At 35.4% G+C, this 13,698-nt stretch carries 8 protein-coding genes and 7 pseudogenes; 8 read left to right on the top strand and 7 right to left on the bottom strand.

Annotation, left to right across the window (positions count from 1 at the left end; translation table 11 throughout):
- Nucleotides 1–214, bottom strand: a pseudogene (locus EAL44_RS08150) (DUF3519 domain-containing protein); the annotation flags it as partial.
- Between EAL44_RS08150 and EAL44_RS08145 the strand changes: the two are divergent.
- A pseudogene (locus EAL44_RS08145) lies at nucleotides 183–383 on the top strand (hypothetical protein). The pseudogenes EAL44_RS08150 and EAL44_RS08145 overlap by 32 nt on opposite strands.
- Nucleotides 384–612: 229 nt before the next feature.
- Here the strand turns inward: EAL44_RS08145 and hofD are convergent.
- Together hofD and hofC are read right to left on the bottom strand one after the other, a co-directional pair.
- Nucleotides 613–2,010 (bottom strand): outer membrane beta-barrel protein HofD, encoded by a 1,398-nt coding sequence (gene hofD / locus EAL44_RS07340; protein WP_162970412.1) that lies wholly within the window; start codon nucleotides 2,008–2,010, stop codon nucleotides 613–615.
- 69 nt (nucleotides 2,011–2,079) lie between these two features.
- Nucleotides 2,080–3,666: an outer membrane beta-barrel protein HofC gene (gene hofC, locus EAL44_RS07335; RefSeq protein ID WP_121076368.1), complete on the bottom strand. Its 1,587-nt coding sequence runs from the start codon at nucleotides 3,664–3,666 to the stop codon at nucleotides 2,080–2,082.
- A 286-nt stretch (nucleotides 3,667–3,952) separates the two neighbouring features.
- On the opposite strand from hofC, the gene EAL44_RS07330 reads away from it, so the two are divergent.
- Nucleotides 3,953–4,897 (top strand): catalase family peroxidase, encoded by a 945-nt coding sequence (locus EAL44_RS07330; protein ID WP_121076365.1) that lies wholly within the window; start codon nucleotides 3,953–3,955, stop codon nucleotides 4,895–4,897.
- Nucleotides 4,898–5,151: 254 nt separating this feature from the next.
- Here EAL44_RS07330 and EAL44_RS07325 read toward each other — a convergent pair.
- The 4 genes and pseudogenes from EAL44_RS07325 to EAL44_RS07310 all read right to left on the bottom strand — a co-directional run.
- Nucleotides 5,152–5,724, bottom strand: a pseudogene (locus EAL44_RS07325) (restriction endonuclease); the annotation flags it as partial.
- Nucleotides 5,717–6,772 carry a DNA cytosine methyltransferase gene (locus tag EAL44_RS07320; protein WP_121076361.1) on the bottom strand — a complete coding sequence of 352 codons (1,056 nt, stop codon included), beginning with the start codon at nucleotides 6,770–6,772 and terminating at the stop codon, nucleotides 5,717–5,719. The gene EAL44_RS07320 and the pseudogene EAL44_RS07325, both read right to left, overlap by 8 nt.
- A gap of 100 nt (nucleotides 6,773–6,872) precedes the next feature.
- Nucleotides 6,873–7,495, bottom strand: a pseudogene (locus EAL44_RS07315) (GIY-YIG nuclease family protein).
- A gap of 1 nt (nucleotide 7,496) precedes the next feature.
- Nucleotides 7,497–8,051 (bottom strand): annotated as a pseudogene (locus EAL44_RS07310) (DNA adenine methylase); the annotation flags it as partial.
- 40 nt (nucleotides 8,052–8,091) lie between these two features.
- Between EAL44_RS07310 and EAL44_RS07305 the strand changes: the two are divergent.
- From EAL44_RS07305 to EAL44_RS07280, 6 genes and pseudogenes are all read left to right on the top strand, one after another.
- Nucleotides 8,092–8,873, top strand: a pseudogene (locus tag EAL44_RS07305) (hypothetical protein).
- A gap of 19 nt (nucleotides 8,874–8,892) precedes the next feature.
- On the top strand, nucleotides 8,893–9,186 hold the full coding sequence (locus EAL44_RS07300; protein WP_121076358.1) for a hypothetical protein: 294 nt from the start codon (nucleotides 8,893–8,895) through the stop codon (nucleotides 9,184–9,186).
- Between the two features lie 6 nt (nucleotides 9,187–9,192).
- Nucleotides 9,193–10,721 (top strand): annotated as a pseudogene (locus tag EAL44_RS07295) (hypothetical protein).
- Nucleotides 10,712–11,014, top strand: coding sequence for a virB2 type IV secretion protein (locus EAL44_RS07290; RefSeq protein WP_121076355.1), 303 nt, complete (start codon nucleotides 10,712–10,714; stop codon nucleotides 11,012–11,014). Before EAL44_RS07295 ends, EAL44_RS07290 begins: the two are co-directional and overlap by 10 nt.
- The gene (locus tag EAL44_RS07285; protein WP_121076352.1) at nucleotides 11,015–11,281 is read left to right on the top strand and encodes a virB3 type IV secretion protein; all 267 of its coding nucleotides are present in this window, start codon (nucleotides 11,015–11,017) and stop codon (nucleotides 11,279–11,281) included.
- A 67-nt stretch (nucleotides 11,282–11,348) separates the two neighbouring features.
- Nucleotides 11,349–13,697 carry a VirB4 family type IV secretion/conjugal transfer ATPase gene (locus EAL44_RS07280; RefSeq protein ID WP_240448917.1) on the top strand — a complete coding sequence of 783 codons (2,349 nt, stop codon included), beginning with the start codon at nucleotides 11,349–11,351 and terminating at the stop codon, nucleotides 13,695–13,697.
- Nucleotide 13,698 lies beyond the last annotated feature (1 nt).

Genomic DNA, 13,698 nt, shown 5'->3' with positions numbered 1-13,698 from the left:
CTTCCTTATTGATTTCTTCACTCGCGCTTTTAACGCCGTTATTAAGCTCTTCAATGATTTTAAGCGTGTTGTTGCTAAATTTAGCGTTTTGTGCGCTTAATTCTAAATTCTTGCTAAAATCGCTTATTGTGTGGCTTCTCTCTAACGCTCTTTTAATGTGATACTTTAAGGCTGCGCCTGCGGTGGCTTCGTTTAAAGCTTTAGGTAATTTCACTCCTAAAATGCGATCCGGTGCGTTTCTGTAAAGCGTTCCTAAAGTGAATTTAGTCCATTGGTATTTTAACGCTCCGCTTAGAGTGGTCGCTAACCCTTGGCTCAAGTTTTTCGTAATAGCGGGCTTTAGGCTTTCTGCGATCTTAGCATCGTTTTTAAAAAGCTTATGAAAACCGCTCGCTATGTCTATGTATTCTTTAGCTTTGGGCGTGGCAAAAACATCATCTTTAAACTCGTTCAATTTGTTTAAAAACTGCGCGGGGTGTGGTGTTTTGTTCTAGTGTATTAAATATTGAATAATAAAATTAAATAAGGCTTTTTGAGTATTGATATTTGATTGGAGCAGAGCCTTTCAATATTTTAAAAAGGCTAATCAAAAATATCCATTAAGAATAAATACTAGTAAATCCTAAAACCATAAGTGATGTTAAACATGATATGGCTTCGGTCAGAATACACATTGTGTGTTAAAGGTTGGGTGCCAGGCCCATTAGGATCGACTGGAACATACATGCCACAATACCCAATACAATAGCCTTTTTTGGTGATATTGCCATAATATTCTAGTTTTAAATCCATTCTAATATTATACTTATTAGAAAAATAACTCAAAAAGAGCGCGAGACTCCTTTCATCAGCCCTTGGGCTATCCGTCCAACGGCCTAAAATTTTCCAACTAAACCCTCTATATTGTGAACCTACATACAAAAACCCGTTAATCACATCAGCACCAACAATATTGTTAATTTCTGCGTCATAAATACTATTCGTCCAAATGTTATACCCTAGAGGGTCGCCATAAATACCTATATCGCCATTAGCGTTGCCGATATTTTTATAGACACTGCCCCCAAATTGCCACTTGTTATAGTAAAAACGGGTGCGGAAGAAATAAGTTTGCCCGCTCTTTCCTAACGGCACTTGTTGGAATAGGATAATATCGTTTTGATTAGCCGGAGTGGCAAAAATGGGGAAAAACCCCACGAAAGTGCCTACAAAACGAAAGCCCTTATTATTAAAATTAGGGTTGGTGTCGTAAGTGATATTAATGCCTGGCGCATACATTCTTTGAAAGATCGCATAAAAATAAGGGTTGATTTTTAGGTTGTCTTTTTCGTATTTCAAATCCGCTACCATTAGAGCCTTACCGCTTGTATAGTAACGCCCAAAATACCAAAACCAGTCGCTTGACGCTGAAGCCCTAGCGTCTGAATACATCACCCTTAACCTGGTGTCTTTGTATTTGACAAAGCCTTCAACCCCTTGAGTGTAAGAAGTGAACCAATCATACTCTTCAGCATCATAGCGCCCCCCTTTCACGCCAAAACTGAATTTGTCTTTTTTGTAGTTGTAGCTCAAAAAAGCGTTATGCACCATAGCCAAACGAGGTTTTTGCACGTTTAAACCGCTATGCCCTGCATACCAGCCAATGTATTGCCAAAAGATACCCGCCCCAAAAGGATCGGTCCTAGAGCCAGGCTGGCCATTAGGGATATTATTGCCTTGATAGGCGGTAGAGTCATAGGGGAGTGCTGCCATCATCGCCCCCACTTCTGCCCTCAAGCCCTTGTATAAACCCATGCTCAAATTCAATTCACCGAGTAAAGAAGTGTAACTACCCGTAGGGTAAATGTCTTTGGAGGGCTGGTATCTTTGATTGTTAAAACCATATTTGGTATAGCTGCTCACCTTTCCAACAATACTCATGTTGAATTTATAAGCTTGAAGTTTGGATAAAAAAAGACCAGAAAAAAGCAAAAAAAATAGAGAGTAAAAAAAATATTCCTTAATTCCCAAAACCCTAACTCCCAAAGATACTGAATTAAAAATACAAGAAAGGCATATCTAAGAGATAGGGAAACTCTCTTAGAAACTATAACTAATGTGTGTCATCAAATGGCTTCTGTCTTGGGTAATACTCTTTTTAATGCCACCCATGTCTTGAGGACCTTGTGCGAATGCAGAAGATTCAAACAAACCATTATTCAAGTTAAGCGGCTGACCGTTTGGCCCAAGGAAACCGGTTCCAGGGTTGTAACCCGCACGAATTTGGAACTCTAACCACACGAGTTTGAGACCCGCTTTAACATGTTTGCTGAACTGATAGTCTAGATACATACCAATACCATATTCCAATGCCCTTGGAGCGGTAGTGAAGCGTTGATAGAGACTCCAACTAAACTTACCATGCTTACCTCCACCTTTAACATATTCAGTGAACGCATCAGCATCGGTAATGTTGTCAATCCCTGCAAACCCTAAGCTGTAGATACTGCCAACCCATTGTTCGATACCATCCACAGCGATGATGTTACCCCAAGTACCTAAGTTCATGTTAGGGTTACCGATGTTGAGATAAGCACCACCAACCACAAAGTAGTTGTTAATGTCTATATGGTGGCGTAAAAAGAGTGTCGCACCACCAGGACCTTGCAAGCCACGCCACTTACCATTATCCAAGAACGGATCCCAAGTGTTATAACGAGCGGGTGCGTAACGGCCGTATTCAGCGTTATTCCAACGATAGTCATACAACACATAAAAAGTCGTTCTGTTCCTCATGCCCATACCGTTAAACTCAGGATTGGTATCGTATTCTATTTTAGCACCGGGCAATGTACCTACCATTGGGATAAGATACACATAAGGGTGGATCATTAAATTCTTTGTAGGGCGATAAATAATACCCGCCTTATGAATACCCCAAGGCTTTTCACGATAGATAGGGAACAACCATTGACCATCAGCGATACCACGACCCCAAGAGCTAAAGAGCAAGAATTTCATGTTCTTAGTAAGCTTGAAAGTCCCATAAAAACCTTGGAACAATTGGTAAATCCAATCCATTTGCTCCTGCTCGGTAACATCAAAGCGCCCCATGACCATATGGACTCTGTCGCTATCATAAGTGAGATTCGCTTTATAAACTTCATAGCGTCTTGAATGCCCGGGCAAGTAGGCGTTAGCCGGATAGTAATTAGGGAACAAGCCGTTCCACTCACCCATATACATATAGCCAATACCTCTAGGGTCAATAATACCACCTGGCCCTTGCTGTTGCCACATTTTAGTCGCATTCATACAAAGGCTCAAAGAATCCGTGCCACAAGAAGTTTTATCCCAATAGCTTGGGGGGGTAAAATCCTTTGCCCACCTATCATACCTAGTGCTATCATAAACTTGTCCGCCCAAAACACCGCCTAAATTCACGGTCCATCCCCTACCTAAATGCACAGACCCCTCTAGCTTACCCGTAAGGTTAACAAAAGTCTCTGTAGGATAGATACCTTTAACAGGGTTAATAGGCGAGTGGTTAAAACCCACCTTGGAGAAGTTAATAAAGTCCCCATGCACTTCATAAGTAACCGCCCCTAATGACCCCGTAGTGAACAATAGTGGCAAGGTAAAACGCTTTAGCAATGTAGCCGCAACTTTTCGTTTCTTTAATTTCATTCCTCTTCCTTACTTTACCTGAGAATAGATAAATTACTCTGTAGAAGTAATTATAGCATAAAAGAATATAGATTTAGTTTAAAATCAAGCTAATTTTTCTTAAAAATCACAAAATTTAAAACACAAGTTTATCCTTAAAAGCTTGCTCATGAGCATTTAAATGGATAGGATAATTTTTTAAGACCTAATAATATATTGAAAAAAAGGCTTTTTTAAGGCTCAACAGGGAATTTACTGATACAATTAAAGGCATTGTTTTATATAAAAAATAATAATAAGGAAAAAAATGAAAAAAACTGGTTTGAGCTTGTGTTTGGTTTTGAGTTTGGGTTTTTTAAAAGCCCATGAAGTGAGCGCTGAAGAGATTGCGGATATTTTCTACAAGCTCAACGCCAAAGAGCCTAAAATGAAAATCAACCACGCTAAGGGGTTTTGCGCTAAAGGCGTGTTCCTCCCTAACTTGCAAGCGAGAGAGGATTTAGATGTGCCATTACTCAATGAAAAAGAAATCCCTGCGTCTGTAAGGTATTCTTTAGGAGGCGCGATGATGGATGATAAAAGCAAAGTTAGGGGAATGGCGTTAAAATTGGAAAATCAAAACGCTAGTTGGACAATGGTGATGCTCAATACAGAAATCAATTTTGCCAAAAACCCTAAAGAATTCGCTCAATTTTTTGAGATGAGGATTCCTAAAAATGGCAAGGTAGATGAAGCAAGAATCAAAAAGCTTTACGAAGAAGTCCCCTCTTATAGGAATTTTGCCGCCTATATGAAAACGATAGGGATTAGCTCAAGCGTGGCTAACACGCCTTATTACAGCGTGCATGCGTTCAGGTTTAAAGATAAGAAAGAGGAATTATTGCCTGCGAGATGGAAATTTGTGCCTAAAGAGGGCGTTAAGTATCTTAACCCCCAAGAATTAAAGCAAAAAGATTCAAATTATCTGCTTTCTTCATTCCAACAACACCTTAAAACTAAACCCATAGAATACCAAATGTATCTGGTATTTGCGAATCAAAATGATGCCACCAACGACACGACCGCGCTTTGGAAAGGCAAACACAAGGAATTATTGGTTGGGACCTTGAAAGTTGAAAAATACGAAGGAATGGGTTGCAATAAAGATGTGTATTTGCCTGCCGATCTCCCTAAAGGCGTAGAAGCCCCTACTGATCCCTTGTTTCAAATCAGGAATGAAGTTTATGGGATCACTTTTGGCAGAAGGCAATAAAAAGGCTAAGGCGAATCAAAATATAAGTTGATAAATATAAGTTGGTTGAAAAAATATGTTTTTATGGGTTTAGGGAAGTGGAATTTTTGTTTAAAACTTTTAAGCACACCCACCCAAAATCACTCGCTCTCTTATTTGAGGCACACACACTCACGCTGGATGTTGGGCAAAAAATAACTAACATTCAATCCACCTACCACCTTTTTAATGCTATTATCCTAATATTTTATTCCGTATTATGCTATTGGTTTTTATGTAGGAATTTTATCCGTTATCAAACGCCTTTTAGCCTCTAAAACTTTATGTTCTTTAATATCATTAATCCCTTGAAACCCGCTTTGAACTTCTAGCAATAAATGATTGTCTAATAAAAAATCGGCTTTAGGACTTCTTTTAAAGCTTTCTATGTTCTCAAAATTATCACCACCAAAAAATTTGATGGTTTCTTTTTGCGTATTAAAAAGACAAGCGATAAAATCCTTAAAAAACTCCGCTACTAAAAACCCACGCATCCAAGAAAAACAAACTTCTTCAGGTCTTCTGCCTTGATTATTTAGCTTATAAATAATATGAGTGTCCACTATCTTTGAAAACACTCGCTCTATGGAATTTTTAAAAAAGCATTCCAGTTCATACTCATTATATTTAAAACAATAAATACTATTGATAGCGCTAAAAATTTCAATCAGTCTTTTTTTGAGCGCGTTTAAATAATTGAAATCAACGCAAGGTTGTATGTCTTTAGCGCCTAAAAATTCCTTAAACGCATTTTGAGAATTAAAACCCAATAAATTTCTATAACCTTTAAAATCGTTATTATCAAACATTGTTACCCCTTAAAAAATCAAAAATAGCATGAGCGAGTGCTACACTCAATAAAGGCGGCACGGCATTGCCAATTTGTAATCTTTTAGCGCTAGTGCTCCCATAAAATTTATAATTATCAGGAAAGCTTTGTAATCTTGCCCCCTCTCTAATGCTTAACGCTCTAGAGTCTCTTGGATGGATACACCTGGAACTGCTTGGGGTAGAAAAATTTCTCGTAATGGTGGGGGCTGGTTTTTCCCACCACATTTTGGCATAGGTATTAATATAACCGCTTTTGGGGCGTAAACTTTCTAGCAAATCATCTTTATTCTGCCCGTCTTTTAGCGTTTGCATGATCTTTATCAGTTTTTCATTGTTTTTAGGGCTGCTATGCTCGCTTAATTCTTTAGAATTCCGCACAAATTCCAAAAAAACATTATCTGCATTTTTAAGATAACCTAAAGCATCACCATTTTCACCGCTTTGAATGGGCGGTAAATCCCCTAAAGCGTCTTTTAGAGAAAAATGCGTTTTTATGGGTTTAGGGAAATGAAATTTTTGTTTAAAACTTTTAAGCGTGCCCACTAAAATCACTCGCTCTCTTACTTGAGGCACACCATAATCTAGGGCGTTTAAAATGGCATGCTCTAAAATATAACCTCTCTCTTTAAAAGCGTTACAAATTTGTTGGAACAATTGCCCTTTTTGCATAGACATTAAACCCACCACATTTTCAAAAACAAATATTTTTGGTTTCACTAAGTCTAAGAGCCGCAAATATTCTTTAAACAGATTCGCTTTTTCATCCATTTTTCTTTTGCCAAGCGTAGAATAGCTCTGGCATGGTGGTCCGCCTAGCAGAATGTCAATTGGAACGCATGGCAAGTTGTGGCAATGAAGTTGCATAATATCGCATAAAATGGTTTGTGCCTCTTTATGATTGGCTTGATAGCTTAAAATGGCATCTTTGTCTATATCGTTAGCCCATATCAATTCAAAATAAGGGTGCACAGAAAAGCCATAGCTCAACCCTCCAGCACCACAAAAAATATCTGCTACTTTATACAAGTTTTATTTTTTCCTTCATCTAAGCCCACATAAACCCACACTTTTTAAATGGAGCAAAAACTTAAAGCCCTTTTTTTGAGATTGGGTTAAGACTATTTCTTCAATCTTTTAAAGTTCCGCTAGGTTTGTCAATCGCCTTTCTATGAATGGCCTTTTCTCTGTTTTGAGCTTTTTGAGTGGTATTGGCATGCTCATCTTTAATATCGTTTGGCCAATCTTTGCCTTGCTCTTGCACATTCCATTCGGGTAATGCGTCATTGTTATTGTTTCTATAATCCGTCAGGCAAGCTTGCTCTAAAAGTTTATAGCTTATGCTTGCGTCTTTGATTGCACAAAAACCAAACAAGCCTTTCACTTGAGTTTCAAAATTAGGCTGATAAATCATGTAAAATTCTATTTTAGCCCCTGTGAGTATTGTGTGATAAAGAAAATACCACACACCAAAACTTCTAATACTAGGCCTCCCTTTGACCCCCCATCTTTATAAATATTGAGCGTGCTTTTAATCCCACCATCTGCTTGAGAACCACCGATTTTTTTAATCTCACCATCCACTACAATTAAATACACTCTAGCCACATTTTGAGTTAAAATATTTTGAGATAAAGATTGATTGTTTTCATCTTTTAAATCCTTAAGATAGTTGAAATTTAACTTTGTGCTGTCTTTCACGTATTCTACATCAGCGATTTTAAAGGCAGTTTTAACTCCGCTAATATGCATTTTACTCCTTGATAATCAATAACTCATGAGATTGTTTGACATGGTTATTATCGCCTCTTTCTAAGCGATTTTTACCCATTCTGATTTCGCCTTGTCCCATAGTGTATTGCCAAGATGGTTCTAAAATTTTAAAATCCTTATAAGCATTCCTTACAAATTCGCAGTCATTATAGCTTAAAATAAATGGCCCTTTATGCCTTTTTAGCATGCGAGCCAATACTTCATGTTTAAAACCATTGTGGCGGATAGGGAAATTACGCATAGGATAAATCCCCTTAAACATTTTAGAATTTTCTAACACATAAAGGGGGGCAAGATAGAAAAAATCATTAGGATAAGCGAGCAACACTTCTTCAAAACTAGAGCATTCCACCTTTAAACTGGGGGCGTTAAAATCTTTAATTTTTAAAAAAGTGTTTAGATAGTGTTGTTTGTCAGTGTAAATTTTACTCATCCACCCTAAAAATCCCGGCCCATAGCTTAAATTAAAGTTAAAGTAATAATCTCTAGCCAAAATTAAAGGGTCTAAAACGCATTCTTTAGAGAATGTAATTTTTTTCTAATCTCTAAGAAATCAATACCTAGGGATTATGACTATGCGAGAAAGAGTTTTTAAAAGAAAAGTTTTAGATGCGAATATCTTAAAAGAAATGCATGCGAACAATGTCTGTTATTCCAAGCATTCAAAAGATAGGTTTATTCCTTTCAGATTTGACAAATTTGGTTATGTTGAATGTAAACTCTTTAAAAAGATATTGAACTTTCCTAGCAATACAACTTTCTTTGGTGGCACAGGCTGTAAGAAACTCATGGAACTTTTAAGTGAAATCGTTATAGATTCTAGAAGTTCCAAAATCGCATTAAACCGCCATTATGCTTTAACTCGCTTGCAATGGTGCGATAGAACCTTAAGGCATAATCTCCAAATTTTAGAGAAAATAGGGTTTCTAACTGCTTTTAAGAACAAAAAGGGTTATGTTTTCTTATCTATGCATGATTTCACTAAAATAGAAAACTACGAACATTTAGGTTTGAATGGGGAGAGCAATTTACCTAATAGCTTCTTTTTAGGAATTTGTGGGTATTTGAAAAAAAACTTCAAGAAATTAAAAGATAGAGCATTCAAGCTCAAAAACAAGCACGGTGTATTCTTTTTGAATATCCCTAAGCATTTTCAAATGCAAAACTTTAACAATATTTTTTTGGAGTTTGTGTCGGTTAATAATCCTTGTCTTTCTTATAGATTGACTTATGATCAACTTGTTGGCAAAAAAATTCCGAACATCAAGTGCTCTTACCAACAAGCAATTGTAAAAAAGAATATCTATATAGAGCATTAGAAGAACTATCTATAGATAAGGAAATTTTAGCATCATAAAGAAAACAAAGGACAAAAAATGCAATTCCCACTCAAAAAAGATTTAAAAATTTCACAAAAATATGTGATCCCTAAAGGGTTTGATCCTACAAACAAAGAATACAAAAATCTTTTGGTGAAAGATCTACCTAAATCAGTGCATAGGGAAGTTGAAATCGCTATGAAATTATTATTTGAAATCAACGAAGTAGAGACCGCGATTGAAGTCATGAAATTTCTCACTCAAGCAATGGATCGTGTTTTGTATGATGCGAGAGCCAAACATTATGAAATGAGATTAGCCAAAGAGATTAAGAAAAGTAGATTTGGGTGAAAGACTATGGCTTATATCACTAATTTACAATTCTTACCATTAGATGAGATTTTGCTCTCTAATGGTTATAAACACAAAGTAGAGAAATCAAGCAAAAATAACCCGGCTCTTTACAATGAGCATGATACCATTAAAGGCACACTTATTGTTTCAAGAAAGCCTGATGGGAGTTATCATTATTTCAACACTCATAATGATGAAGATAAAGGCACGATTATCGCCTTTTGTAAAAATCGTGGGCTAGATTTTAATGATTTAATCAAAAACAGAGATGATTTAGAAATTAGCGATAAGCCAAACTACAAATATAACAATTCCAAGCTTTATGCAATCATTACCAAAGAACAAGAAGCAGAGCGTCAAAAAGTGGTGAAACAATTTGAAAAACTCCCTACCTACGATATAGAAAGCTCAGATTTGTTTCACACTTTATTGGATAGCCGCTCTTTAGATAACTCTTTATTAAAACCTTATAACCATTTACTTAAAGAAGATGAACATGCAAATTTATGCGTGCCTTGCTATCTAGTCAATGATGATGAAAATTTGATACAGGGTGGGTATAACAAGCGATTGTCCAAACCTTTCACTATGCAAGGAGCTACTAATCCCACTAAACACTTAATGCAAGCAGGTTCTATCAAGGGTTTTGAAGTTTTATCACCACAAAATACTAAAAATATTCAAAATATTATTGTGGCTGAAAGCGTTTTTGATGGCTTAAGCGTGTTAGAAATGCAAGGGTTTGATCCCAATCAAACAGCTATTATTTCTACTATTGGTAATTTCACAGAAGAAAGAATGCAAAAATTTGTAGATAAATTTCTTAATACCATCAACACTTATAAGTGTAAGGAATACAATGAATACCACAAAGAAATTGATCGCTACAACAAGCAATTAGAGCACTTTGAAAATTACACAAATTTTCAAAAAAGATATGAGAAATGGCGTGCTAAAGAGTTAGCTAAACACCAAAATAACCCTGAAAAAGTCCCTAATGCCCCTATTTTCTCGCCCATAAGAGATAAAAATAATCTTATCCCTAAACCCATTTTTAAACCTAGTGCTCTAGCCTTACGCCTAAAAGAACCAAAAATTCCTAATTTAAGTCTTAATATTATTTTAGCAATGGATAATGATAAACAGGGGCGAAAATTCAACACTATTTTGGAAAAAATTTTTTACGCTCACACTAAAGAAATTCCAAACATCTATACACCTATCAGTAAAGATGCGAACGATGATTTGAAAATTGCTAAAATATTAGGATTGAAGCAAATTAGCAATAGGATTTTACAAGATTTTTTATTTGATGCCAAAGAAAAAATGCAAAACCCTACTACCACACCATCACAAACATCTTGGCTAACCAATTACAAAAACTACAAGATCTAATGCCAAAACCTAAACTACCACAAGGAGTGTTTCATGGTTACCAACAAGATCATGGATTTGGATCTAAATATGTAGCTAATTCTATCTATTACACCAACAATCAATCTCAAAACAAAGGACATGAAAGATGGAAATAAAACATAAAGGAATAAGAATGTTTAAGCAAATTCGTAGAATGATGAGTTTGGCAATATTAATGCCTAGTTTTTTACTGGCAGCACCAGATTACAGACAAAAATTCACTCAAATATTGGATTTCATAAGTAATGACTTTATCAAAGCTATCGGTGGTCTAATCATTGTTGGGACTTGCATTTACGCCTATAAAAATTGGGATAGGCTTGGAGAAATTGGTTGGAAATGCGTTGGGATTATCATTATAACCGCTGCTATCTCTAATGCTAAAACTTTAAGTCAGTGGTTATTTTAGATGGCATTGCATATTGTTTGTGTTGAAAGTATCAACATTAGAGAAATCAGCAAAAGAGAAACTTTTTTGGGATTAAACTTGGATAGCTGGATTGTTAGCTCCTTAATGTCGGCATGGTTACTTTCATTCCAACCACTTTATGCTATAGGTTTAATGGCTAGTTGTGTGTTTGTATTCTACATTTTAGAATTTTTTGATGAAGATATAACAGCCATTTTGCATGCGCTTTTCACCTTAAGAACAGGAGCTAGAAATTATTATGCTTGAGAAAATTTTCACTTCTTTATGCTCGCTAGTTCCTAAGCATTATAGCATGAAAGAATAAACTAACATTGTGGGCATTTACAATGAGCATTATCTTTTAAGTGAAAAATCAAACCTTGTAGGCGCTCTTAAATTAGAGGGAATTTCTTATTTGTCTTTAGATGACAAAGAAATAGCGCAAAAATTTAATGAACGCATTTTAGCTCTTAATGAGATTGTAGATGGAGTGCATTTTAAAATCGTAGCTAAAAGGCGTAATATTTTCATACACCACGAATATACTCAAGAAGAGATAAGCAATCCTTTTGCATTAGAAGTTATCAATTTGTGGGAACAAGAGATTGAGAATGTTTATCAAAATTTCTATTACTTAATTTTTGAAACTAAGAATAATAGCATTAAAGGTTATTTGGAACGATTTAAGAAAAAAATCACTACCAATGAATTAGAAAATATTCAAGAAAATGATAAACAAGATGAAGTGAAATATCAAGAAAACTATTTCATAGGCTTTGATAATTTTAATTTAGCAGATAAATCTAAAATATTAGACAGCATTATCAATAATGTTAAAAATATGCTTTCTGGTTTGTTTGTAGAAAAATTAGACGCCAATAGTTTGCTTAATTTTTATGCGGAATACATTAATGGCGTTCCTAGTGAATACACTTTTTCTAGAGGTCGTTTGCATGATGGCATGATCAATTCTGATGTGCTTTTTAAAAAAGATTTTTTCACTCACATTCATAATAGTAAAGAGATTTTCAAGCGTTTCATCAGCATTAAGACTTATGATATAGACAAAATTGTCAGCACCGCTCTTTCTTCAGTGTTACATTTATCTTTAGAATTTGATGTGATTTTAAACATTGACAATATTCCTAAAGCAAAGGCTGAAAAAAGGATTGAAACTAAAAGAAAAAGAGCGAATAAGAGTATTAGAGTTGAAATTGATGAATTGAATGACATGGTTAAAACAGACAGGGTTTTAATGCAAGAGATTTCTTTAAACATTTTAGTTCATGCCAAAACTAAAACCGATTTAGATAGTGCTTGTATGGAAATTACCAACTTGCTTAAACAAAAAGGTATTGTAAGCACACAAGAGAGTATTGGCATGTTGCCTATGTTTTTTAGCTTTTTCCCTAATCGTAATCGCTTGAATTTTAGAAAGCGTTTGTTGTCTAGTCAAAATATTGCTTCTTTAATCATATTGGAAAAACAAAATTGTGGTTTTTCTAGAAATTCATGGGGCGATCGCCATTTAACTATTTTTAGAAACCAAGACAAATCGCCTTATTTATTCAATTTCCATGCTTATGAGGCAAAAAGAAAAAATGATATGGTATCAGGGCATACCATCATCTTTGGTGGCACAGGGGCTGGTAAAACCACTTTAATTGAATTTTTAATCACCAATTGTTTTAAGTATGAAGATTTAAGTATTTTGGCTTTAGACAGAAATAATGGCATGCGTGTGATGACTGAGTTTTTAGATGGTCAATACAACGATAGCAATGATTTTTACATTAATCCGTTTTCTTTAAAAGATACAAGCGCTAATTGCACCTTTTTAGTGAGTTGGTTGGCATTCATGCTTAATATTGATGAAGATACTAAAGATGAAAAAGAAAAAAAGACTTTAAGCGCTTTATCCAAAACAATCAGAGTTTGCTATAACAATATCACAAAACAAGGGGGTGCTATTTTTAAGCTAAGAGACTTTAAAGACACGCTAGAAAGAGACTATTTAGATAGCAAAGACATTTTAGAAAAAGAGAGCTCAAAAGACTTATACAAGCATTCTACTGATTGTTTAGACTTTGCTAAAAAGCTTTCTGTTATTGATATGGATGCTCTTTCTAGCAGTAAAAAAGATTTCAACTTGGCAGTGCTATACCTATTCTACAAAGTCATAAATAGAGCTAAATTAGAAAACAAGCCTTTTTATATCTTCATTGATGAAGCAAAATCTGTTATTGAAAATCCCATCATGTTAGCTAAAATCAAAGACACACTCGCTCAAGCTAGAAAACTCAATGGGGTTTTAACTTTAGCCTTTCAAGACATTAACCAACTTGATGGCGTAGAGGGAGCAAAGTCCATTATAGAAAACGCCGCTCAAGTCATACTCTATCCTACAAACAATTTTGAGAAATTAGAGAGCTATGGCATTTTATTAAGTCCTATTGAAAAATCCTTTTTAAACAAAACGCCGTTAAACGCTAGGCAAGTATTAGTGAAAAACCTTCTCACTCAATCTAGCGTGTTTTTAGAAATCAATTTAGAAAAGCTAAACAGCACCAGTAAAAAATTTTTAAGGGCGTATAACTCTAGCGCGTCTAGCGTTTTTGAACTGGAAACGCTTAAAAAGGATAATCCAAAGAATTATAAAGAAATTTACTTGACAAAGGAGTAGG

The sequence above is a fragment of the Helicobacter pylori genome, assembly GCF_003637685.1.
In the GTDB taxonomy this organism is placed as follows: Bacteria; Campylobacterota; Campylobacteria; order Campylobacterales; family Helicobacteraceae; genus Helicobacter; species Helicobacter pylori_CJ.
This window is presented reverse-complemented; position numbering and strand designations above follow the sequence as displayed.